The organism is Paenibacillus sp. FSL R5-0887, assembly GCF_038002305.1.
Taxonomy (GTDB): Bacteria; Bacillota; Bacilli; order Paenibacillales; family Paenibacillaceae; genus Paenibacillus_AQ; species Paenibacillus_AQ odorifer.
Genome location: NZ_JBBOCE010000001.1, coordinates 930,941 through 954,691, shown reverse-complemented (window position 1 = coordinate 954,691; position 23,751 = coordinate 930,941). Strand labels below are relative to the sequence as shown.

Below are 23,751 nucleotides of genomic sequence, written 5' to 3'. Positions count from 1 at the left end.
CTCTTCTTTGATGAATTTAAGCAATCTCAGCTTCTTCATCCTCTAAACGTACTGAAACGAGCTTGGAGACACCGCCCTCTTCCATCGTTACTCCGTATAACACGTCCGCCTCTTCCATCGTTCCTTTGCGGTGCGTAACGACGATGAACTGAGTTTGTTCAGAGAACTCGCGTAAATACTGTGCAAAACGAACAACGTTCGCTTCATCGAGCGCAGCCTCGACCTCATCCAATACGCAGAACGGAACTGGCTTCACTTGCAAAATAGCAAACAATAACGCCATCGCAGTTAGAGCGCGTTCACCGCCGGATAAAAGCTGCAGATTTTGCAATTTTTTACCCGGTGGTTGGGCTACGATATCTATACCTGTTTCCAGCATATGTTCCGGATCCAGAAGCATGAGATCCGCTCGCCCGCCGCCGAACAGCTTTGAGAACACGGTCCCGAACTGTTTGCGGATCGCATCAAAGGTCTGTTTGAAACGTTTGGACATTTCATCTTCCATCTCGCGGATTACTTGATACAAGGTAGTCTTAGCTTCGACTAGATCATCTTTTTGTCCACTGAGGAACGTATACCGTTCATGGACCCGCTGATATTCTTCGATCGCCCCTAAGTTAACCTCTCCTAGCGCAGAAATACTGCGCTTCAAACGCTGTACATCGGCTTGTGCGGCAGGTACATCTTCAGGCACTGGATATCTCTGTTTTGCTAATTCATAACTTAGCTCGTAGTCATCACTCAGCTTGCGGAGAATATTATCCAGCTCCACATCGAGTCGACCGACAGAAACTTCAGTGGCACGCAGCTTGTCCTCGACTACTTTAAGGGCCTGACGTTGATCTTTAGTCTTGCCTTCCTCAAGTTCCAGCTTACGGGTTAACGCTGTACGCTCAGCACGCGCAAAATCCAAAGTTCCAGTCGTCTCTTCCTTCTTCAAGCGGTAACTGTTCAAATCTTCCTTCTGCTTCACAGCTTCCAAAGCATTGTTAGCCAGATCCTGTTCAATCGTATGTAACAGATTTCGATTCTGGCGCAGCTCCTTGTCCTGTGAACCCACATCTTGTCTTAGGCGACGTAACTGCTCCTCCAGGGAGAATATCTCCTGATCGAGCTTGCCTTCCGAGACTTTCATACTGGTCAACTTGCCTTGCAGCTCTTCCTTAGCTGATTCATTCGCTTTACGCGCTGATTCAGCGTTACGGATACCCTCATGGGCTTCCTTTTCTTCCTTTTCAAGGCGTTCAAGCTCAGCAGTGGCTTGCTTCCGCGTCTCTTCAAGCGCACGTACTTCATTCTCAAAGCCGCTGCGTTCCGCACCTGTGCTCTCCACTTGCTCCTGCACATGCCGAAGCTCATGCTCGAGCTGCTTCAAATCACCGGAGACTCTTTGCTCTTCCAGTCTTTTCTCATCGCCATCACGGCGCAGGTCCTCCAGCTTCACGCTAGCGTTCTCCTGCTCCTCACGAAGTCTGGCAATGCCTTGCTTCAGCTTCACTATTTGACGTTCGCTTTCTTCAATCTCACTGCTTAATTGATCCAGCTGACGTTTGCGGCTAAGCAAGCTATTGTTCTTCTTATGCTGGCTACCCCCGGTCATCGAACCGCCGGCATTAACTACATCGCCTTCCAGGGTAACTACCCGATAACGATATTGGCATCTAGCGGCGATACGGTTCGCTTGCTCCAAGCTCTCCGCAATAACCACATTGCCGAGCAAACTGCCAATAATGCTAGTATATTTATCATCGTAACCAACAAGTTCGGAACCAATCCCAACAAATCCGTCAGCATCACCCACCATACCACGGTCACTGCCAGAAATCTGGCGCGGCCGGATAACATCTAGCGGAAGAAAGGTAGCTCGTCCCAGCTGACGTTGCTTTAGAAATGATATCGCTTGGCGGGACACAGTCTCATTATCCATGACCACATGCTGAAGTGATGCGCCTAGAGCAGTCTCAATCGCCATTTCCAGCTTCTCCGGAACAGAGATCAGCTCCGCAACCGCACCATGCACACCGTTGAGCTGTCCTTTGCGCGCACCCTTGAGCACTTCTTTAACCCCAAGCATGAAGCCGTCGAAATCATCCTGCATCTCTTTCATGGTCTCATGACGAGAGACTTGCGCTTCCCGCTTCTGTTCCCATTTCCGAAGACCGGACTGTGTTTCTTCGATCAGCTTCTGACGTTTACTGAGCTGCTCACTTTCAGTGATATAAGCCCCGCGAAGATTGCTAAGCTCCTTCCCCAGCTGGGCAATCTTGTCCTTCAGCCCTTTCTGGTTGGCAGACAACTCTTCATGCCGGGCTGTCCATTTGCCGCTTTCTTCTTCACTGCGGCTCATACGACGTTCCAGATTCTCCTTTTGCTGATCCGCGTAACGAATTTCGTTACGTGCATTCGCCATAAGGTTCATTAGCTCCAAAAGAGCACTTTTGAGCTTTTCTTCCTGGCTCTGGCTAATCCCGTCTGCCACACCTTCAAGCCTTGTCTCTTCATCTTCGATCTGTTTCCGAAGATCCACAAGCTTAAGCCGCGATTGCTCAAGCTTAAGCTCCAGATCCACGACTTCACGCTGACGATCTGCAGAACGCTCGCCAACCGAACCTAACGTGAGCATTAACTGCTCACGATTACTTTCCAGATTGCGCTTGCGTTCCCTCAGCACTTCACCGTAACCTTCGCTCTTCTCAAATGCTTCGCTATAACGCAGCAATTGCTCTTGCTGCTTCTCGATCTGTGCTTCGATTGTGCGCAGTTCAGAGCGCCCGCTCTCCAGCTTGGCATCATGAGCCGAAACCACAGTAGACAGCTCCAGCTGCTCGTCCTTCAACGTTTCAAGCTTAGCGTTACCTTCCTGCCAAGCGGTATGAATGCCTTCAATCTGGTGTACGTATACTGAAATTTCCTGATGTTTTAATTGTTCGCGAAGTTCCTTAAAGCGGATAGCTTTCTCGGACTGATCCTTAAGTGGCCCAATCTGATCCTCAAGCTCACTGATCAAATCATGAATACGAAGCAGGTTCTGCTCGGTATCATCCAGCTTTCGACTTGCGTCTTTCTTGCGCGATTTATATTTTACAATACCTGATGCTTCTTCAAAGATGCCTCGCCGATCTTCGGAACGAGTACTTAGAATCTCTTCAATCCTACCCTGCCCGATAATCGAATAGGCTTCACGTCCGATACCGGTATCCATAAACAGCTCTGTGATATCCTTCAGACGGCAGGATTGCTTATTAATTAAATATTCACTATCTCCACTGCGGTGGACTCTCCGAGTCACTGTAACTTCGCTGAAATCCAGCGGAAGTGTGTGATCTTCATTATCAAGCGTAAGTGATACTTCGCCATAATTCACGGCTTTACGCGCATCACTTCCAGCAAAAATGATATCCTCCATCTTGCCGCCACGCAGTGATTTAGCACTCTGTTCGCCGAGTACCCAGCGTATGCCGTCAGAAATATTGCTTTTGCCGCTTCCGTTCGGGCCAACTACAGCCGTTATACCGCGCACAAACTCCATTTCTGTTTTGTCGGCAAATGATTTAAAACCAGCTAATTCTATCCGTTTCAAAAACATACTTGCCAATCACCTCTGACCCATTATACCATAGCGTTTGTACCCTAAAAAACCATTAAGATGTACCTTATCCTTTGTAACGCGGAACATATAAGTTCTTATATTGTCGAAAAAGAGCAGCAACGGTCTGAGCTCCGCCTAAACGCCGGTATTCAGACCTTTGCTGCTCTCCTCCGCTTGTCCCCTTGATGCAAAACTCAGGCACCGTCCTCTTTCAGATGCAAAAGTGCTGCTGCTGCAGCCTGCTGCTCTGCTTCCTTCTTGGACCGGCCGCTTCCTTTACCAAGTGAACGGTTAGCCATATACACCTCTGAGACGAATTCACGCTCATGTGCAGGTCCCCGTTCTTCTATAATTCGATATTCCAATGTACCCATATTGTGCTGCTGAATTAGCTCTTGCAGTTCCGTCTTATAATCGGTCATCTGCATTTGCAATTTCCCATCCGTCTCCACGAGAGGAAATACGTGATTATCAAGAAAACTCCGCACTGTTTCCAGTCCTTGGTCGAGATAAAGCGCTCCCACGAAGGATTCGAATACATCAGCCAGCAGGGCCGGGCGAGTACGTCCGCCCGTAAGTTCTTCCCCTTTGCCCAATAGTACATAACGGCCAAAACCTAAACTCTCCGCAAACTTGACCAGTGAAGGCTCGCATACAATAGCGGCCCGCAGCTTGGTCAACTCTCCCTCAGGTCGGTCTGGCAATAGATTGTACAAATATTCAGAAACCGTTAACTCCAGAACTGCATCCCCAAGAAATTCGAGACGCTCATTGTCCTGATGCTGATTGAAACGGTGTTCATTCACATAGGATGCATGGGTAAAGGCCTGCTTCAGAAGCACAGAATCGTGAAATTGGATTTGAAGTTGCTGTTGTAACTGCTTCAGTTCTCCTTTCACCGCACTGTCCCCTTACTAATTATATTTTTTTAGAATAACTGTTGCGTTATGTCCCCCGAAGCCGAACGAATTCGACATTACAATATCAAGATCAGCTTTACGTGGCACATTTGGTACATAATCCAGATCACATTCCGGGTCTTGGTTGTCCAAATTAATCGTTGGCGCAATCATCCCTTTTTGCAAAGAAAGGCCACAGATAATAGCTTCTACTCCACCAGCAGCACCCAGAAGGTGACCTGTCATGGATTTCGTCGAACTAATTGCCACTTTATAGGCATGGTCACCCAATGCTTTTTTAACAGCAGCAGTTTCTGATCTATCTCCTACAGGCGTTGAAGTACCATGAGCATTGATGTAATCAATATCTTCAGGAGAGATACCAGCATCCCGGATTGCCATCTTCATGCAGCGAGCTGCACCATCTGGATCAGGCTCAGTCATATGATGAGCATCTGCGCTTAGACCATAACCGATAACCTCAGCATAGATCTTCGCTCCACGTTTCTCAGCATGTTCGAGTGATTCCAGAATAAGAATCCCGGCACCTTCACCCATAACAAAACCATCGCGATCCACATCAAACGGACGACTTGCCTTCTCAGGCTCATCATTGCGAGTGGACATTGCTCTCATAGCACAAAAACCAGCCATACCTGTTGGACGAATGGTCGCTTCGGAACCACCGCAGATCATTGCATCTGCGTCTCCACGTTGAATCAAGCGGAAGGATTCCCCAATGGAGTGACTTCCTGTAGCACAAGCAGTTACTGTCGTCGTATTAGGACCCTTTGCACCAAGGTTAATGGACAACTGCCCAGAACCCATGTTAGCAATCATCATCGGAATGAAGAACGGACTAACCCGCTTCGGTCCTTTTTCAAGCAACAAGTTATGATTGTCTTCCCAAGTTCCAAGACCACCAATACCTGATCCTACAGATACACCTATTCTTTCGGCATCAATATCTTCACCGATCTTAAGTCCGCTATCTCGCAATGCGTCCTCACCGGCAGCCACTGCAAATTGTACAAAACGGTCCATTTTGCGGGCTTCCTTACGACCAAAAAGTGCCTCTGGATCGAAATCTTTAACAGAGGATGCTATTTGCGTAGTATACTCACTGACATCAAAGGTCTCAACCTGTGATACACCGGATTTGCCGCTCATAAGATTATCCCAGAACGTCTCCAAATCTTTGCCCAATGATGTAACTACGCCCATCCCGGTAACAACCACTCTATGACTCAAACACAATCACCCCATCTATAGGTTGTATACATTATATTCAGAACTTATATACTTTCTGTTGCTACTATATGAACAGCGATAACCGCATCATTAACCATCCTGCGGTTCTGTTATATCCCTTATATAGTTGCTCAAGGCAACCTTTGATTCATCTTTAATGCTCTATAAATGAGGAGAAGTCCCGCCCTAGCAGGAACGGGACTCTCAATCATATGACTCTAGGTATGAGATTGTATGTACTTCACAACTTCACCCACGGTCGTAATCGTCTCTGCATCTTCATCAGAGATTTCCATATCGAATTCATCTTCCAATTCCATAACCAATTCTACTACATCAAGAGAATCAGCACCTAAATCATCTTTGAAAGACGCTTCTAATGTTACCTCAGCTTCATCGGCACCTAAGCGGTCGATGACAATGCGTTTTACACGCTCTAATACATCGGACATCCGGTTCACCTCCTCTTTTGGTATTATACGAGATATGAGTTCAAAATACCATAGAGCGTCAAAAACGCTTTCTTTATCCCTCACATTTCAGCATTAAAACAGTGTAATTTCTCCTTGACGGAGAGTTACATATACATCCCGCCATCCACGTGTAGTGTCTGGCCGGTCATATACGCAGCGCCTTCAGAGGCCAGGAAGACTACAGCCATAGCAATCTCTTCAGGGCGCCCCAGCCGAGCAAGTGGAATGCCCTTCTCAAGCTCACTGCGCACTTCCTCAGAGAGCTCACGCGTCATATCTGTATCAATGAAGCCAGGAGCGATACAGTTCACCGTGATCCCCCGTGAGGAAAGCTCACGAGCCGATGCCTTCGTTAAACCGATGACACCTGCCTTAGCTGCGGAGTAATTAGCTTGTCCAGGATTTCCTGTTACACCTACTACGGAAGAAATATTGATAATGCGCCCGTAGCGTTGCTTCATCATAGGGCGTGTAGCTGCCTTTAGGCAGTTAAACACCCCTTTTAGATTCGTTTCGATCACTTGATCGAACTCTTCTTCTTTCATGCGCATAATCAGGTTGTCTCTGGTAATGCCGGCATTATTGACAACAATGTCAATACGTCCCCAGGTATTCAGAACCTCTTTGACAAGGTTCTCGGCCTGTTCACTATTGCCGACATCGCCACGAAGGGCAATACCCTCCGAGCCAAGCTCGACAATCCGAGCTACGGTTTCTTGTGCGGCTGCTTCACTGCCCGCATAGTTCACGGCCACCTTCACGCCATGTTCCGCGAGAGCAAGTGCAATACTGCGGCCAATGCCGCGAGAGCCACCAGTTACAAGGGCCGTTTGACCCCGCAATGCTGAGAACATCATTTATTCCCCTTTCGATCATATTGCTATTGATAAACAATGTTTGAACGTATCTTACAAGACAGCTTGCACACTTTCAAGTGTGTTAATGTTGATTACTTTGACTGTTTTGTCTATTTTGCGGATCAGACCTGCCAGAACACTGCCAGAACCAATTTCCACAAAAGTATCCACACCATCAGCAATCAGCCATTCAATACTGTCTTGCCAGAGCACAGGGGAGTACACCTGGCGGACAAGCAGTTCACGGATTTCTTCAGGATCCGTTACAGGGGCTGCGGTAACATTGACAATAACAGGTACAGCCGGAGCATTAAAGGTAACACTCTTCAGCTCGTCTGCCAAGCGGTCTGCCGCAGCCTTCATCATCGAAGAGTGAAAAGGTCCACTTACTTCCAGCGGAATAGCCCGCTTTCCGCCTGCTTCCTTAACACGCTGCACAACACCGTTAACCCCGGCCTGTGAACCAGAAACAACAATCTGTCCCGGGCAGTTCACATTCGCCAGTTCTACCACGCCGCTCTCCTCGGATACGCTCCGGCATAATTCTGCCAGAGCATCCCGCTCCGCACCAAGCACTGCAGCCATAGCTCCCTGTCCACCTGGAACAGCTTCCTCCATAAAACGACCGCGTAAACGCACGAGTCTTACAGCATCTTCATAGGACAATACGCCTGCCGCAACCAGTGCGCTGTATTCTCCTAGGCTATGACCAGCTACATAATCCGGCTTCATCCCTTGATCACGTAATGCTTCCAGAAAAGCCACACTTGCTGTTAGCAGAGCTGGTTGTGTATTTACGGTCTGTTTCAAATCACTGTCAGGTCCTTCAAAAATCAGCTGGCTCAGCGGAAATCCGAGCACCTCGTCACCTTTTTCGAATACCGCGCGGCTGTGTGGAAGAGCTTCATATACATCTCTACCCATTCCAACTGCCTGTGCACCCTGACCGGGAAAGACAAATGCGATTTTACTCATAAGTAAGAACTCCTTCCTCTATTACCAGATCAATACGGACGCGCCCCAAGTCAAGCCACCGCCGAATCCAACCATCAGAACCGTGTCGCCTTCCTTCATGCGTCCTTCTTCCGCCGCTTCAACTAGAGCTAGAGGAATAGAAGCTGCTGATGTATTAGCATATTTATCAACATTGATTACACATTTCTCCGGTGGCAGGTCAAGCCGCTGCATAGCGGATTGAATGATACGAATATTCGCTTGATGCGGTACGAACAAATCAATATCTTCTTTACCTAATCCGGCTTTAGTAAGCACACGTTCTGTAGCTGAGCCCATAACACGAACGGCAAACTTAAACACTTCCCGGCCATTCATATAGATGAAATGTTTCTTGTCTTCAACCGTCTGCTGAGAAGCAGGCAAGCGCGAGCCCCCAGCTTCCAGCTTAAGCAAGTTTCCTCCAGAACCTTCAGCACCCAGATCGAAGGATTGGAAACCGCGTCCCTCTGGAACTTCACCGATGATTACTGCTCCTGCACCATCGCCAAACAGTACACAGGTGTTACGATCCGTATAATCAGTGATGCGGGATAAAGTGTCCGCACCAATTATGAGTGCATTATTGTACATTCCGTTCTGAATAAAGCCAACCGCAGTAGCTAGGCTGTATACAAAACCAGAGCAGGCTGCTGATAAGTCAAAGGCCGCAGCACCTTTTGCTCCAAGTTTATCCTGCAAAATGCAGGCTGTGGAAGGAAAGGAGCTATCAGGGGTTACCGTTGCAATAATAATAAGATCCAGATCTTCGGCTTTCATGCCTGCAGAATCCAAAGCTTTAAGTGCAGCTTCATAGGCTAAATCAGAAGTTGCCTCATGTGGTGCAGCGATATGTCTTTCACGGATCCCTGTCCGACTGACGATCCATTCATCGTTAGTCTCCACTATTTTTTCTAGATCACTGTTTGTTAAAATTTTCTCAGGTACATATTTACCCGTACCGATAATCCCAACCGGCCGCAACTGTTTCATTTCGTCACTCACTTCCCGCTAATTTCCTTGGATATACTTGGCACAAGATCGGCTTGCAGAGCAATCCGCGCTTGTCTTACTGCATTTTTAACCGCATTTCCGTCTGAAGATCCGTGCCCCTTAACTACCAATCCGCTAAGACCAAGCAGCGGTGCACCGCCATGCTCTTTATAATCCATCTTGCCCTTCAGGGCTCTAAGCTCCGGCATCAGCATAGCCGCTCCAAGTTTAGTCTTCAGAGAACGGCTGAATTGCTCCTTCAGTAAAGAGAACAATGCACCCGCTGTACCCTCAAGCGACTTCAACAGGATATTACCAGCAAATCCATCGCAGACAAGCACATCGCAGTTTCCTGTCAGTACGTCGCGTGCCTCAACATTACCGATAAAATGAATGCCCGGCAATTTCTCCAGCAGTGGATAGGCTTCTTTGGTCAGTTCGTTGCCTTTCCCAGGCTCCGTCCCTACATTTAGAAGTCCAACCCGCGGCTTAGCAATGCCATGCACTTTATTCCGATAAATGCTGCCCATCAGCGCATATTGCACCAGATGTTCAGGCTTCGCATCCATGTTAGCGCCAAGATCAAGCGCAAGCACGCCAACATCATCCAGCGTCGGAATCATAGGTGCCAGCGCCGGACGTTCAATCCCCTGCATACGGCCTACTACAAGTAACCCTGTAGTCATAAGCGCCCCCGTGTTACCTGACGAAATCATAGCATCTGCTTCGCCCTCACGCACCATACGTCCAGCTACAACCATGGATGAATCTTTTTTGCGGCGAACCGCCTTAACCGGCTCTTCATCAGAACCAATAACATCTCCTGCATGCCGCACACTCAGGTTGGACGGCTTGTCCTTCAGCAGTGGCTCTAGTCTGGCTTCGTCACCTACGAGCACAATCTGCGTATCTTTCCATTCCGCGGCCGCGGACAACGCCCCCTCGACATTACATTCAGGAGCGTTGTCCCCGCCCATGGCATCAATGGCGATCAGCACTACGGTTACCCCCTTCACTATACTCTTCATTAGCGGAACGATACACTATAAAGTGGCCTTGAAATACCAATTCTTCTCCGACATAGGTGAATACGTCCACCTCTGCTTTGCCGCCTCTGCCTGCAAGTGACCGCACTTGAGCTTTAGCAATGCACTTCTCACCAAGCAGAACCATACGAACAAATCGTATGTCGGCTGAAGCAGTCAAGGCAATTTCATCGTTAATCACAGCAACCGCAAGCGAATTGGCTTGAGCAAACACGTAGTGGCCACGGGCGATCCCATTTCTGGAAAAGACATGATCCTCACGAATTTCAAAGATCGAAATCCCGCTCTTATCGAGCTGTAAATCGACAATATCTCCGATCACTTCATCCGCAGGCAAAGAGCGCACCTGATCATAGGAATGCTCTGCCATTTGTTTCATTCTTTCACGCAGTTCTGGTATTCCCAGCTCCATCCGGTCTAACCGAATCGTCTGAATGCTCACCTTCAGCTGACGAGTCAACTCCCGATCAGTTACAAAAGGATTGCCTGCAATTATATGTAGCAGCTGTTGCTGACGTTCTTTCTTGGACATCCGCTCGATAGCGGCTCACCTCCTGGCACATGCCAAGCGTAAACGCCTTCGGCGCCCTAATAAGGACGGTAAGCGTTTAAGCGAGAAATATAAGACATAAAGTATAGGTGCATAACTTATACTTCCTTATATTTTAAAGAAAGCATCCGGCCGCTTGAATGGCCGCTGTTATATTAGGTCAAACAATCATAAATATTATTTAGAACCAGGTACTAATATGTAGTATAAAGCATGCCGCACCAAAAATAAAGCATTGACTTCTGAGCGGAACATAAAGTATAGGTGCAAACCCTATCTTTATTAGATTTGGACAAAAAAATAGTACCTCACCGAAGTGAAGTACTACTTATTTTTGAAACTATTGTTTGATGATTTCTCTTGCTTTGTAAGTTCCGCAAACTTTGCATACGTGGTGAGCTAGTTTCAACTCTCCGCATTGTTCACATTTCACCATGCCCGGCACAACCAACTTAAAGTGGGTGCGACGTTTGTCACGGCGTGTTTTAGACGTTCTGCGTTGTGGTACTGCCATGTGTTCCACCTCCTCGTGATATTTCTGTCAGCCTGCTCCTCAGAGCAGGATGTGTTTTGTTGTAATGTTTCATTTGAAAAAGTCTTTCAACCCAGCGAGTCGAGGATCGATCACTGTGTTGTCGCAACTGCAGGTGCCTTCGTTCAAGTTCTGTCCGCATTTCTGACAAAGACCAAGACAGTCTGCCTTGCACAATACCGAATCCGGTAAGTGCAGTACGAAATTTTCTTCCACATACGGGATAAGATCCACAACCTCATCCTTGACGTAAATGAGATCCTCATCTTCGTCATCATCTGGAAGAACTGGCTGCTTAAGCCACTTGAAAGTCTCAGCAAAAGGAATGTTCAAATCACTTTTGACCTCCGTGAGACAACGTGAACATAACATGTCCACATCTCCACTCAGTTTCCCCACCACGTTCACACAATCGGTTCCCGCGGGCAGCGCTTTAAGGTCTACTGAGAGCGGAGCAACAGTTAGAATATCCTTGCGCCCTTTGACTACCTCGCTGACATCCACAACATCGTGAATATGTAACGGTTCGTCGGCATTCGCTAATTTGCGAAAGTGAATCTGCATACTTATCACTCCCAAACAAACAAAATTTATTATACCTAGTATTCTATACCTTTGTCAACCATTTTCCCTTTATATTGTTTCAGAAAATGCGGTGAATTATGATATAACTATTAGTGTAAATCAAAAGATCAGCTTGTGCTAACAGTATCTCTAGAAATCTACCCTACTAAACTCAATAAATATACCTTACTTATCGGAGGGAAGCCACAGTGACAACGGTTGGAATCATCGCAGAATACAATCCTTTACATAACGGACATGTGCATCACTTCACGGAAGCCAAAAGACTTTCCGGCGCAGAGCGCACCATCGTCGTCATGAGTGGTCCCTTTACCCAGCGCGGCGAGCCGGCGGCGGTAAGCAAGCAAGCCCGGACAGAGATGGCGCTGCATATGGGCGCCGACCTCGTCATTGAGCTGCCGGTGGCTTATGCCGTCCAGCCAGCCGAGTGGTTCGCGTTCGGAGCAGTTGCATTGCTGGAAGCGACCGGGGTCGTGGACAGCTTGTGCTTCGGCTCCGAAGCCGGCACTTTGGGCTCGCTGCTCCCGCTGGCCAGATATCTGGCTGAGGAAAGCAGCGAGCTTCAGAGCGAGATCCGCCGCCGCATGGCGCTCGGAGCGAGCTTCCCCGCCGCGTACAGCGCAGCGGCGGCGGTGGCCTTTGAAGGGACTCTCCCGGAAACGGAGAGTTCCGGAGATGCAGGCGAGCTGCTGCGCCAGCCGAATAACAGCCTTGGACTGCATTATCTTATCGCCTTGCAGCGGCTGCACAGCAAGATAATGCCACTAACCGTTCCGCGCACAGCAGCAGGCTTCCATGACCCATTACAAGCCGACTCTTCTATTGCAAGTGCGACGGCCATCCGCAAGCTGCTGCAAGAAGGCGGATCTCCCGCTGCTTATATGCCGGATTATAGCGTGTCCATTTTGGAAAGAGAGCATGCAGCCGGAAGGGGCCCTCTGAGCTTGGAGAGCTTCAGTATCCCGCTCCGCCATCTGCTGACCACCCATACTGCTGCCGAGTTACACGCGATCCATGATATGAATGAAGGCTTGGAGAACCGAATACTGCGGCTTTTGCCTGAGTTGGAGCAATTCTCTGTTTCAGGCCTGCTTCACGCCCTTAAGAGCAAGCGCTACACGCATACACGGTTACAGCGTCTGCTGCTACATGTTCTGTTAAATCATTCTAAAAAAGAAATGACCCCTTCCATACTAGCAGAGGGGCCCGGATATATTCGTATTCTTGGTTTTAGAGAAAGCGGACGAGCACTGCTTAAAGAAATGAAACAAAAAGCTACGTTGCCCATCGTCATGCGCCCGTCCCTTTGTTCCCATCCGCAGCTTGAGCGAGATCTTCAAGCCGCTTCCGCTTTCGCGGGAGCTTTTAAGGAACCCCGTAGAAATGATATGTACCGCGATTATTTGGAACCTCCGGTCATGGTTTGACCGGCAGTTCCACCATATACTTCAGCGCCTCATCCAGCGTAGATACAGGCACCAGCTTCATAGATGTGCCGATTTTATCAGCTTTTGCTTTGGCTTCGTCATAATTCTTAACAGGCACGAAAAAAATCTCCGCCCCTTCTCGGTCCGCAGCCACGATCTTGTGTTTCACTCCACCGATAGCACCAACTACACCCTCAGCGTTAATCGTACCCGTCCCTGCAACCCTATGGCCCTTAGTTAAATCTCCAGAAGTAAGGCGATTGTAAATTTCCATAGTGAACATTAGCCCTGCCGAAGGTCCGCCAACATTTGTATCTACAAAGCTGACAGCTTTCCCTGCTTCTTTTGGTTTTACTTTTTGAACGGCGGCAATAGTGACTCCAAAACCAGGTCGAACGGCAGCTCCCTCTTTATCCTTTATTTCAACCAACGTCACTTGTTCTTGTACTTCCTTGCCATTTCTTTGCAAAACAACAGCGACTTGATCTCCGATTTTTTTAGAGGAGAGCAGTTTAGACAGTGCTTCAGGATCGGGCACTTTTTGTCCCTCTACACTAATGATTTTGTCACCCGGCAGAAATTGTCCTTTATTACTTTCTACAGGAACCGAAAAGACGTAGAGATAATCCACTACATCCTCATATGGAATTCCCGCTGCATGATAAGCGGCCTGAACAGAATAAGACTGTGAGCTATTCATATAATAAACCTGCTCTGCAGCATATTCGTCTTCTGATTTATCCCCTAGCCGGGTTTCTTTTCGCACAACCTCTGAATTGGAATTAAAAGCAGAGGCGACCAATAAGGCCACATTAGCATAACTAGCAGACACCGTTGTCATCATAAACGTTCCTTCTTCAGCCGGATCGGCATTCTCTACCTTAATCATAGGGGCAACTTCAGATGCACTGCCTGGCTGATATACGATGTACGGGGTGTTCATAAAGACAAATACATACACGATTACTACAAACGTAAACAGATAAGCTGTGGCGCGGAAACCCGGCCGATGCTTCAGTTGCTTCACTGCTCTTCCCTTCTTTCCCGCGGCACTTTTAGGATATGAATGATTGAACTTCATTACCGCTTCGACTAGTGGTTTGGCATGATGGTTGTCTACTCTGCATAAATTGATAACACATCGTCCATGCCTTAAGTTATGAAGAGGTGATCTGAGAAATGAAAAATATTCAAATACGCCGACTAGCTACACGCTCCACACCATTTATACCCGGGATTATGGCAATCCTGACAGCCATTGCAATTATTATCTCACCGGAGAGCTCCTTTGAGGCTTCACTCCAAGGATTGAAGCTTTGGTGGACACTCGTATTTCCTGCCCTGCTCCCCTTCCTGATGCTGTCAGAGATGCTTACCGCCTCGGGTTTCGTGCATGGTTTTGGAGTGCTTCTGGAGCCATTGATGAAAAAGGTCTTTCGTCTGCCCGGTGCCAGCGGCTGGACCTTGGCACTCGGAATCACAGCCGGATTCCCCGGTGGAGCTGGAGGGGTCATGCAGCTACACAAGCAGAACAGCATTTCTGACAAGGAAGCCGCCCGACTTGCCGCACTTACACACTTCGCCAGCCCGGTAACCATGCTTATAGTAATTGGCATAGCTTTTCTACACAGTACTTCAGCAGGTTATTTCCTGCTAACCATCCACTGGATCTCTGGACTTCTAGCCAGCTACACCGATGCTCTATTAAAGGGGCGGTCAGCGAACACGAAACCAGTTGATAAGATCTCCACGGACACCAAACAGCCTTCTTTATATAGTCGCGTTCAGCTTGCAGCAACAGATGCCAGAGCAAAAGACGGACGCAGCTTCGGCAAGCTTCTCGGCGAGTCCGTCGCTAATGCCGTGCAAAGTCTGATGGTCGTGGGCGGTTACATGATTATGTTCGCTGTAGTCATCAATATCATCACTACTGTACTTCCCGCATTGCCAGCTGCTCTGCCAGCAAGCTTGCTGGAAATTCATTTAGGCGCCGACGCAATCAGCAAAGGGCTAGCAAGCATAGGAACAGGTCCCTCTAGTATGTTTGGGATAGCTTTGCTGTCTGCTGCACTGGGCTGGAGCGGACTCTGTGCGCAACTACAGGTGCTGACCATGCTCAAACAAGCCAGAGTCAGATTTCTACCCTACGCTACGGTTCGTCTGATGCATGGACTTTATGCTTTTCTGTTAACTTTATTGCTCTGGAAACCATTGTTGGCTATCCCTAAAGCTGCTTTACCAGCACTTGCAGACTCACGCCCGACTCCAAGCGGCACCCTTAATGTAACGGACATATGGAGCTCTTTTCCACAGCTGCTAAGTCTGCAAGCCCTTCTGCTCATCATCCTGTTGGGATTATCTGCTGGAACGTATCTAGTAAGTACTATTCGCCATCGGCTCGGTTAAATTTACGCTTCATCGCTTGTTCAACCTCAGGCGTCACAAAATCAGTCACATTCCCGCCGAAGTGGGCGATTTCTTTAACAACGCTGGAACTTAAGTAGGAATATTTCGGATTAGTCATCATAAAAATCGTTTCTGCATCGGGATCCAGGCTATGGTTGATCGATGCGTTTTGCAGCTCATATTCAAAGTCAGTAACGGTACGGATACCCCGAACAATGACTTGAGCATCTTTTTGACGAACATAATTCACTAACAGATCACGGAAGCTGTCAATTTCCACATTGGGAATATCAGCGGTCGCCTGTCTTAATAGCTCTGTCCGTTCATCAACAGTAAACAGCGGGTTTTTACTCAAATTATTAAGCACCGTTACAATCAAACGGTCGAATTGCTTGGATGCGCGCCGAATAATATCCATATGTCCCATAGTCACGGGATCAAAGGTACCTGGATAAATGGCAACACGTTCTTTTCTAATTTGCTGACTCATTCTCTACCTCCTCACCAGCTTCACTTTCCTCTGCAGGATTAGTTTCATACTGGTAAATAGAAATTGTCGTTTCTCCGTATACGGCCTGACGCAGCCTATAAAATCCTGGAATATCTTCAGGATAGGCATAACTTGATTCATGCTCCAGAACAATAATTGCGTCCTCTTGCAGCATTCCTTTTTCGACCATCATAAGCATAAGCTCATCTCCATGCTTCAAGCGATAGGGAGGATCCAAAAAGACCAAATCAAAAATTTTCCCCCGCTTCTCCAACGCACTTAGCGCTCTCCCAGCTTCATTACGGTACACCTGCGCTTGTTCTTCCAGCTTAGTAGCCTTCAGATTGGCGCGGATCGTGTCGATACTTTTAGGATCCATATCAACAAATACGCCGCTTTCCATCCCTCTGCTTAAGGCTTCGATCCCCAACCCCCCAGTACCGGCGAACAAATCCAGCACCACTCCACCTTCGAAATATGGGCCTATCATGCTAAATACAGCTTCCTTCACCTTATCGGTCGTAGGCCTTGTCCCACTTCCCGGAACACTCTTCAGTGGCCTTCCTTTTGCACTTCCCGATACCACTCTCACTGTTATTCACCCGCTCTATATCTCTGTTTGTTATGCCCAAAAGGGCATAAGTCCACGCCTATCGTAACACATTTGCGCGATGAAATAAAAAATTTGTCTAGATATGAAATAAGAAGGCGAAACAGCTTATTCAGAGAAATAAGTCATCTTAATGTATAAGATTGGACTTCCAGGGACATCATGTAATTATCGACACCACAAATGTCGTAGACAACCGCGGAGCAGGCTTACGTTTCCCCATAAGCTCTTCGTCCGGTTTCTCCTCTCCCATGAAAGGGGCCCTCGAAAGAGGGCCCCGAATTTATGTTTAACGGTATTATAAGCACGAAAAGACTACCTTTCGGCAGCCTTTTCAGCAACAACTATTTCACAAATCTTCCGATAAACTCAGAAACTACGCTCTCATACTTAACCGGATCCATGCGGAAAGCTTCTCCGTGACCCGCATTAGGAACGATGTAAAGCTCCTTCTCGACCGGACTATTTTCATATACCGTATGAACCATTTCCGTAGGAACAAAAGTATCATTATCGCCATGAATAAACAGAGTTGGCGTTTTAGATTTCTTCACCTGTTCTAAGGCCGAGGCTTCACCAAAGGAATAACCTGCCCGGATCTTTGTTAGCATACTGGTCGTATCTACAATTGGAAAGGCGGGGAGATGGTACATTCTTTTTAATTGAAAGGTAAGCTCGTCCTTCACTGAGGTATAGCCGCAATCTTCCACAATTGCTTTAACATTAGCTGGTAAATCCTCACCGCTTGTCATCATTACGGTAGCTCCCCCCATGGAAACACCGTGCAGTATGATCTGTGTATCCTCACCGTTTGCTTTCAGAACGTTCTGTATCCACTTCAGGTAATCCTTACGTTCTGGCCATCCAAATCCGATATAGTCACCCTCACTTTCTCCATGTCCTCTGGCATCCGGCAGCAAAATATTATATCCAAGTCTCTCATAATACATTCTGGCATAACCGCTCATTTGAGTTGCATTTCCAGCATAGCCATGAGCAATAATCACTGTCTTATCGGAATGTTCAGGAGCAGCTAAATAGTACGCTTTAAGCTGTATTCCGTCATCAGAATTCATTTCCCATCTATCAAAGCTCTGGGTATCCCACCACTCTTGGTCTGCCTTCGAGGTATCTTTAGATTGTTCTACCTCTGGACTGGACTGCAGGTCAGGGCTTTCATTTAAGAAGTCCTTTGAAGCACGTGCAATAGCAACATGATAGAAATAAAAGCTTCCCACAGTTACAACAATGATTAAAAGTACAATAACAGAAGAAATTCCGATCATCATTTTTTTCTTCAAACTAGCTCTCTCCTAAATAAAATTTAACAGTATTAATCTATGTTATCAGATTAAGATAACATGTATATTTGAATATTCAAAATCATAGTATTGTAAACTCATGTTATTCACTACGTGATTAGTATTCTTTTAACTTATTATTTTATATTACCTTAATGGACAAAATATCTACAAAAAAAAAGCCCCAAGTCGGCAAAATGCCAACATGGAGCTCTGCTATTTTAGTGATTTAGAATATGCATGCGCTTGTAATAATTACTAATAAGATGAACAAAACTAAGATTGCGCCTGTAGAAGTAAAAGCACCACCAACATGACCATATTCAGCACCCATGAGAAGACCTCCTCCGTATTTAGAATACATCATAAGATATGTAATGATCCCCTTAGAAGATTGGGCGTTCAGTTAAAAAAAAAGACCTCTACTGGGCTACCAGCGAGGTTAAAGGCTCTACAATTAATCAGAAACTAAAATACCATCAAAGCTTTCTGGGCCCACACGTACTGTACCGAGAAGATTAGAAGAAACAAATGCTGTATAAGTGAGCTGAGGTGTGATGGCTGGTAAGAAATCCGCTGCTGAAAAGGTTATTACTTGCGGAGCCAATATACTAAGAGCAAAAGTTGAAGTAGCAGAATACACTTTTGGATCAGTAGCCAAGGTTCCTTTTACAATCGTGATTGTGATACCCACTAACGCTAGCGGAAGCGTCACTGATATCGTTCCTTTAAGGAGAACACGTGGATTGGTAGTCACTCCAGCCGTTAACAACCCAATCTGTCCAAAAAGCTGCGGCGTGTTAAGTACCGTAATAGGAATAGATATAGAGTTGGCGAGGCTGGCATTTTGAGATGTTCTAGCATCAAGGTAAGTTCCCATCGTTGCACCCCCTTTATAAATTGGCATACCATAATATATTAGTGTTCTCGATAGAATGCATAGCCACATTACCAGTGTAAAACAATTGTTTTATAAAACTCATAGGCCAGATCTATTTATCATCTTTTTTCGTCCCCTCCCTTTTATTAAAAGCTAGTTCAAACAAACCGGTCGCTGATAGTCCCGCAAGACCCCCCGCCCAGAGTCTCAGAATCAGATTCATATCAGTGAACGGGTAGGCAACTGCTCCAACCAGCAAGCCAATAGCCAACCCCACTACTGGCACAATGTTCCGCGGAAGTTCAATGCTATTCTTCACAAGTTGTACAAGTGCCATTACAAAAACAGCTAGGACTGAAGCAAAGGCAAGCACACTGTTGAGAGCATCGTTATACATGTTTTTTAATCCTCCTTATTTCATTTTTTACTTCCTGTTACAAGTAAACCCGCACGGTTCAGCACCGTTAATATGCGATAGAAATCGTAACTGCCACCCGATGGAGTATCGAGAAGTCCTGCCGCAGTCGCTGCTTTCACAGCCGCCTCAGCCCATGCAGGGACATTCATGACTGCCCGATTTTCAATGAATGTCACCCGATCCGTAAGCTTATTAATCGACTGCCCCTGTTCTTGCACACCTGTTTTCAGCGTATCCCTGCTATCTGTAAGAGCTGCTATAAGAGCACGCAGTTCCTTTACTTCCGATTCTAGACTAACAAGCTTTTGCTTATCCTCTGCTGACATCTCATCATCTCCTCCCATGGATTTGTCGTCATATTGATACAGATTATAGGTATTCATAATTTGAATCAGCTTAGCTGCATAGTTCGGATCAGTAGCGTAACCAGCTGCGGCAATCTCTTGTGCGGCCACCTTGCCACTCGCACCGAGAACCTTGCTGTAAAGGTTGCGATTCCATGAGACTCCATTCACAATCAAGTCGGAATGATCCGCGATAGATTCTCCCCAGTTGTTATAGGCTCGAAAAGGGGCATTCACTTTAACAGCTTTACCGTTAATATATTCGGTAGTTTGTACAGTAATGCTGCCAGCAGGTCCACTTCCTTTGATCCCAAACAAATTATTCGCTTTCACAGTCAATCCACTGCTGCCCCAGCCTGACTCCAGAGCCGCTTGAGCAATGGTTAACGAAGCAGGAACCTTAGTGAGTTGCATGTCCTTTACAGCAAAATTCGCAATCTTTGCTATAAACTCGCCTTCTGTCATCTCATCACATCCTCTCCGTTTATTAAATGCGGGGCATCATAAAATGACTGTGCTTATCCCCTTCTAACATTGTGTTTTTACTAGATTCGAATCCAACTCGGCAACAAAAAAAAGCCATCCCATTACCCATGAAATGACTGCTGGAGTAGCCTCAATGATCTGAACATCTAACTTCCTAATTACATCTCATTCGCTTACGAATCATCTATCGGACTCAGCTGACCTTGTACGCAGCGTTAGCTCACTTTTTGGATATTAACGGACACCACAGCCGTAATTGGCACCAAAAACAATCAATAACAGGCTCTTCATATAGAATAATGTCTCTGAGGTCCGAAACCATGCTAAAAAGGATAAAAACATGCTAATAACGTCATCCGGGTCCTAAAGCTTCAATAGACTGAATATGACTCGGCGGTGTAAAAGCAGCCAAACAACGATCCAAAAAAAAGGAGTAGTAGTTCTCCTATTATTAGAGAACTACTACTCCTTTGTCTTTCATGACATCGACCACTGCTATCCACTATGACGTGGAGCGTCTATGTAAAATGGAGGGGTGCACTTCTCGGTAGCTCAAGCGGTGCCTTAGGTCCTGCATAATGCATCCTCAACTCCTTTCACCCGGACAATATGTAATTATTAGTAAATCTAGCTTGTGAATCCCGTAGAATTAGCGTAATATATAGTAATAATTTACTATATAGGAGGGTCTAACAGACTATGCCTTCATATTATTTTAAAGAAGTATGGACACCCTTACGCTGGGTAGGTATAAAGTTTTTTCGTGATGATGATGGATTCTTATGGATTAAATGGTGGGCAAAACCCAGAAAACGGTTACGTTAACGCATACTATTACATATGCCATAATACATAGGCTCAGCAGTTAGAATACTCATAATAATCTGCACTGCCCCCCCTCCGCTTCAAGCATTGATTTGCTAGCGGAGGTCTTTATGATCCACGCTAGCAACTGATGCCGTCCGTTTACTAATTCCCTACTTTTGCCCCAAATGAACGTGCCAAGAGTACCGCCTGTTCAATATCCATCCGCACTCCCTGCAGATCCAGACTCTTTAAATCAATTCCTTCAACAATCGCTTCCCGCATATCCGCTCCCTTAAGTTTGCATTGAGACAATTGTACACGGCTCAAATCCGCTCCGCGCAAGTCACTTTTTTGCAAATTACAGCCCATTAAATCCGCTTCTGTAAATCGAATCCCTCGCAGATCCTGTCTGCTTAGATTAGTATGTCTTAGGTTCGTGTACGACCAGTCCCCTCCGAGTAGGGAGATTCCGTCCAAATATGCATTTGAGAAATCCGATCCAACCATCTTGCAATCTTCGAATTTAGATACAAACAGGTTCGCTCCCGTAAATTTACAATTGGTAAAAGCTGAACCTTTATGGTGAGACGCATTAAGCATGGCTCCAGTAAAATCACAATCAATAAATCGGCAGCCAATAGAGTTCATCTCTTCCATAGAAGTGCCTTTGAAGGAGCATTGCTCGAATGTGCAGTTATTTAACTCACCATCCTGCAAGCTTCCTTGATCAAAATTGTGATTACGGAACGTTTCATTAAGGTATTGGTACATATAAATCTCATCACCTTCGTTAGTATTAAAAAAATTAATTCTTAATTAAAAATAGCACTTTAGTAGATTGTTCTCAACATTCCCTTTCGATATAATAGCAAATAAACAATGGGGAGGAAAATTATGGATGTGTCCAGCAGGAAAGAACCATTCCGTTATGTTATGAACCATCCGCTTGAATGCTGGATTGAAGTTCCGCTTAACAATTCCGGTCCAGGTGCTGGAAAGTTAACAGAGGCTGTATTACTCGATCTTAGCCGTTCGGGTTGTAAGGTACGTACTCCTTTGAATCTTCGATTCACTGCAAGAGATACTAGGCTTATTATTCATCTTCAATTAAATGAAGAGAAGCTTCAGCTCTTATGCAGCGTCCGGTGGGGTTGGATGTTTGGGCTTGGCCAATATCAATATGGAGTTAAATTCCGCTTGGACGAAAATGAGGAAGAACGCCTAATAAGAGAGCTTGAAACATGGACCGCCACCCTTCGGGTTGAAGGTCTGTAGAACTTACCCTAACAGATGCCCTTCACTTAGAAGGACGTCTTTTTTTTGCACAAAAACGAAGACAAAGCTAAATCGCTCTGCCTCCGTTCAAAAAACTATTCCGCCAAGTTGTGGCTAGACGTCCACTCTTTTATTAACTAGCTTGATGATGACCACTATAAGAAGAACTGCTATCACCGCTTCAAACAGAAGAGGAGCTAGATTCAAATGACCCTGTATAAGCTGTATCCCATTTGCGGTATCCGTCTCATCTATGACCTCGAACTGGAATACACTTTCCCAAGCAGTGAAGTTACTTTTGAAAATAAAATACTCCAAATAGAATATTCCATTCTGTAACAAATACGCAGTGGCCAGCCCAATCCATACTCGCCCCTTAAATTTCACACTTCGTGCAACCGTAATGGAGACCATCAAGGTAAGCATGATATAACCGGCAAACCAATACGCCTGCAAGAGAACTAACAATCCCACTTTCCAGAAATTCTCCGGAAGAAATGAGGAGGGATACATTGAAAGATACACACCAAAATGGATCAAAGCTATTAAAATAATACCCAGCATTAGAGCTAAATAGAGCACTAACGGAGAAAGGACTGTGTTCAAAGTTCTTACGGGCACTAGGCGACGATTATAGGAATTTATATTGTTAAAAAAGGTTTTTGCTGCCATGACAAGAAAGATCAGTCCTGCAATAACATAAGCTATTCCGTTCAAAGTAAACCGTTCATAGTCATGCAGTTTGGTAAATCCTAACCCAATCTGTGCCAGAATTATGATTACAAAAACTGCAAGAAACTTATCCCTATCCCGTCTAAAATCATACTTCACTAGCTTTAGCATTCTGCGTACACCTCTCTGAACAGTTCGTCAATACTTTTGCCATGGCGTAGCCGAATATCCTCCACCGCAGTATGCATCAGAATTTCTCCTTCTTTTATAAAAATCACATCATCAAAGATCCGCTCAATATCCGATACTAAATGGGTTGATAAGAGAATGGTACTGTCCTCTTCATAAAACTCTACTAACGCGTTAAGAATTTTTGTTCTAGCTACCGGATCTACACCACCAATGGGTTCATCCAGCAAATAAAGGCTAGCTCGGCGTGATAGGGCAAGTGTAAGCTGTAAACGTTCGTTCATCCCTTTGGACAGGTCCTTTACCTTATCTTGCGCTCTTAGTTTCATAAACTCCAACATTCGCGAGGCTTTAGTCTGATCAAAATCCGGATAGAAGTCAGTTTGGAATTTCAGAGCATCGGAAACACTCATCCAGGATTCTGTAAGCGGCTTATCAGGCATAAACGACACCACCGCTTTACTTTCTGTTCCTACAGAACCCCCAATGACGGATACACGACCAGAGGTAGGTTGTGTCAGTCCAGCGATGATTTTCATAAGTGTACTTTTGCCGCTGCCGTTACTGCCCAGCAGTCCTGTGATCTTACCCGCACTCAGATTAAAAGATACCTTGTGGAGGGCATGCTTGGATCTATATTTTTTTGTAACTTCATGAACCTCAAGTATATTCCCCAAC

At 46.2% G+C, this 23,751-nt stretch carries 25 protein-coding genes; 3 read left to right on the top strand and 22 right to left on the bottom strand.

What is annotated here, in order from left to right; translation table 11 throughout:
• Window positions 1-16: 16 nt before the first annotated feature.
• From smc to MKY14_RS04315, 11 genes are all read right to left on the bottom strand, one after another.
• Entirely contained in the window at window positions 17-3,586 is a 3,570-nt protein-coding gene (smc, locus tag MKY14_RS04365; protein WP_076126122.1) for a chromosome segregation protein SMC, read from the bottom strand.
• A 197-nt stretch (window positions 3,587-3,783) separates the two neighbouring features.
• A complete protein-coding gene (gene rnc, locus MKY14_RS04360) occupies window positions 3,784-4,488 on the bottom strand; it encodes a ribonuclease III (RefSeq protein WP_038570606.1) in 705 nt (234 codons plus the stop codon).
• 15 nt (window positions 4,489-4,503) lie between these two features.
• Window positions 4,504-5,739 (bottom strand): beta-ketoacyl-ACP synthase II, encoded by a 1,236-nt coding sequence (fabF, locus tag MKY14_RS04355; protein WP_076101782.1) that lies wholly within the window; start codon window positions 5,737-5,739, stop codon window positions 4,504-4,506.
• A 218-nt stretch (window positions 5,740-5,957) separates the two neighbouring features.
• Window positions 5,958-6,191: an acyl carrier protein gene (locus MKY14_RS04350; protein WP_036686493.1), complete on the bottom strand. Its 234-nt coding sequence runs from the start codon at window positions 6,189-6,191 to the stop codon at window positions 5,958-5,960.
• 125 nt (window positions 6,192-6,316) lie between these two features.
• On the bottom strand, window positions 6,317-7,066 hold the full coding sequence (fabG, locus tag MKY14_RS04345) for a 3-oxoacyl-[acyl-carrier-protein] reductase (RefSeq protein WP_036686492.1): 750 nt from the start codon (window positions 7,064-7,066) through the stop codon (window positions 6,317-6,319).
• A 54-nt stretch (window positions 7,067-7,120) separates the two neighbouring features.
• Window positions 7,121-8,044, bottom strand: coding sequence for an ACP S-malonyltransferase (fabD, locus tag MKY14_RS04340; protein WP_076190037.1), 924 nt, complete (start codon window positions 8,042-8,044; stop codon window positions 7,121-7,123).
• A gap of 21 nt (window positions 8,045-8,065) precedes the next feature.
• Window positions 8,066-9,055 carry a beta-ketoacyl-ACP synthase III gene (locus MKY14_RS04335; protein ID WP_139329841.1) on the bottom strand — a complete coding sequence of 330 codons (990 nt, stop codon included), beginning with the start codon at window positions 9,053-9,055 and terminating at the stop codon, window positions 8,066-8,068.
• Window positions 9,056-9,063: 8 nt separating this feature from the next.
• Window positions 9,064-10,053 (bottom strand): phosphate acyltransferase PlsX, encoded by a 990-nt coding sequence (plsX, locus tag MKY14_RS04330; RefSeq protein ID WP_339282036.1) that lies wholly within the window; start codon window positions 10,051-10,053, stop codon window positions 9,064-9,066.
• Window positions 10,037-10,633, bottom strand: a complete 597-nt coding sequence (gene fapR, locus MKY14_RS04325) for a transcription factor FapR (protein ID WP_036686484.1) — start codon at window positions 10,631-10,633, stop codon at window positions 10,037-10,039. The genes plsX and fapR overlap by 17 nt, the downstream gene beginning before the upstream one ends.
• Window positions 10,634-10,991: 358 nt before the next feature.
• Window positions 10,992-11,165, bottom strand: a complete 174-nt coding sequence (rpmF, locus tag MKY14_RS04320) for a 50S ribosomal protein L32 (RefSeq protein WP_019911234.1) — start codon at window positions 11,163-11,165, stop codon at window positions 10,992-10,994.
• 69 nt (window positions 11,166-11,234) lie between these two features.
• Window positions 11,235-11,747 carry a YceD family protein gene (locus tag MKY14_RS04315; RefSeq protein ID WP_036686482.1) on the bottom strand — a complete coding sequence of 171 codons (513 nt, stop codon included), beginning with the start codon at window positions 11,745-11,747 and terminating at the stop codon, window positions 11,235-11,237.
• A gap of 209 nt (window positions 11,748-11,956) precedes the next feature.
• On the opposite strand from MKY14_RS04315, the gene MKY14_RS04310 reads away from it, so the two are divergent.
• Entirely contained in the window at window positions 11,957-13,195 is a 1,239-nt protein-coding gene (locus MKY14_RS04310; RefSeq protein ID WP_076279030.1) for a nucleotidyltransferase, read from the top strand.
• Here MKY14_RS04310 and MKY14_RS04305 read toward each other — a convergent pair.
• Complete coding sequence (locus MKY14_RS04305; protein WP_076126114.1) at window positions 13,185-14,222, bottom strand: SepM family pheromone-processing serine protease; 1,038 nt, start codon at window positions 14,220-14,222, stop codon at window positions 13,185-13,187. The two genes, MKY14_RS04310 and MKY14_RS04305, sit on opposite strands and share 11 nt — an antisense overlap.
• Before the next feature lie 152 nt (window positions 14,223-14,374).
• Here MKY14_RS04305 and MKY14_RS04300 point away from each other — a divergent pair, with 152 nt between their 5' ends.
• Window positions 14,375-15,601 (top strand): nucleoside recognition domain-containing protein, encoded by a 1,227-nt coding sequence (locus MKY14_RS04300; RefSeq protein ID WP_340975863.1) that lies wholly within the window; start codon window positions 14,375-14,377, stop codon window positions 15,599-15,601.
• On the opposite strand, the gene coaD is transcribed toward MKY14_RS04300, so the two are convergent.
• The 8 genes from coaD to MKY14_RS04260 all read right to left on the bottom strand — a co-directional run bounded on the left by coaD (window position 15,579) and on the right by MKY14_RS04260 (window position 21,708).
• Complete coding sequence (gene coaD, locus MKY14_RS04295; protein WP_076126111.1) at window positions 15,579-16,091, bottom strand: pantetheine-phosphate adenylyltransferase; 513 nt, start codon at window positions 16,089-16,091, stop codon at window positions 15,579-15,581. The two genes, MKY14_RS04300 and coaD, sit on opposite strands and share 23 nt — an antisense overlap.
• On the bottom strand, window positions 16,075-16,683 hold the full coding sequence (gene rsmD, locus MKY14_RS04290) for a 16S rRNA (guanine(966)-N(2))-methyltransferase RsmD (RefSeq protein WP_076190033.1): 609 nt from the start codon (window positions 16,681-16,683) through the stop codon (window positions 16,075-16,077). The genes coaD and rsmD overlap by 17 nt, the downstream gene beginning before the upstream one ends.
• A gap of 362 nt (window positions 16,684-17,045) precedes the next feature.
• Window positions 17,046-18,002, bottom strand: a complete 957-nt coding sequence (locus MKY14_RS04285; protein WP_076126107.1) for an alpha/beta hydrolase — start codon at window positions 18,000-18,002, stop codon at window positions 17,046-17,048.
• 229 nt (window positions 18,003-18,231) lie between these two features.
• Window positions 18,232-18,336: a sporulation protein YjcZ gene (locus MKY14_RS04280; protein WP_111503812.1), complete on the bottom strand. Its 105-nt coding sequence runs from the start codon at window positions 18,334-18,336 to the stop codon at window positions 18,232-18,234.
• 123 nt (window positions 18,337-18,459) lie between these two features.
• Window positions 18,460-18,882: a hypothetical protein gene (locus MKY14_RS04275; protein WP_340975861.1), complete on the bottom strand. Its 423-nt coding sequence runs from the start codon at window positions 18,880-18,882 to the stop codon at window positions 18,460-18,462.
• A gap of 112 nt (window positions 18,883-18,994) precedes the next feature.
• Window positions 18,995-19,279: a holin gene (locus MKY14_RS04270; protein ID WP_076126104.1), complete on the bottom strand. Its 285-nt coding sequence runs from the start codon at window positions 19,277-19,279 to the stop codon at window positions 18,995-18,997.
• A gap of 20 nt (window positions 19,280-19,299) precedes the next feature.
• Window positions 19,300-20,109 carry a glycoside hydrolase family 73 protein gene (locus tag MKY14_RS04265; protein WP_076280758.1) on the bottom strand — a complete coding sequence of 270 codons (810 nt, stop codon included), beginning with the start codon at window positions 20,107-20,109 and terminating at the stop codon, window positions 19,300-19,302.
• Between the two features lie 990 nt (window positions 20,110-21,099).
• Window positions 21,100-21,708: a pentapeptide repeat-containing protein gene (locus tag MKY14_RS04260; protein WP_076126101.1), complete on the bottom strand. Its 609-nt coding sequence runs from the start codon at window positions 21,706-21,708 to the stop codon at window positions 21,100-21,102.
• 123 nt (window positions 21,709-21,831) lie between these two features.
• On the opposite strand from MKY14_RS04260, the gene MKY14_RS04255 reads away from it, so the two are divergent.
• Window positions 21,832-22,212 carry a PilZ domain-containing protein gene (locus MKY14_RS04255; protein ID WP_076126099.1) on the top strand — a complete coding sequence of 127 codons (381 nt, stop codon included), beginning with the start codon at window positions 21,832-21,834 and terminating at the stop codon, window positions 22,210-22,212.
• 114 nt (window positions 22,213-22,326) lie between these two features.
• Here the strand turns inward: MKY14_RS04255 and MKY14_RS04250 are convergent, their stop codons facing one another.
• Window positions 22,327-23,055, bottom strand: a complete 729-nt coding sequence (locus MKY14_RS04250; protein ID WP_340975859.1) for a hypothetical protein — start codon at window positions 23,053-23,055, stop codon at window positions 22,327-22,329.
• On the bottom strand, window positions 23,049-23,750 hold the full coding sequence (locus MKY14_RS04245) for an ABC transporter ATP-binding protein (RefSeq protein ID WP_076126093.1): 702 nt from the start codon (window positions 23,748-23,750) through the stop codon (window positions 23,049-23,051). The genes MKY14_RS04250 and MKY14_RS04245 overlap by 7 nt, the downstream gene beginning before the upstream one ends.
• Window position 23,751 lies beyond the last annotated feature (1 nt).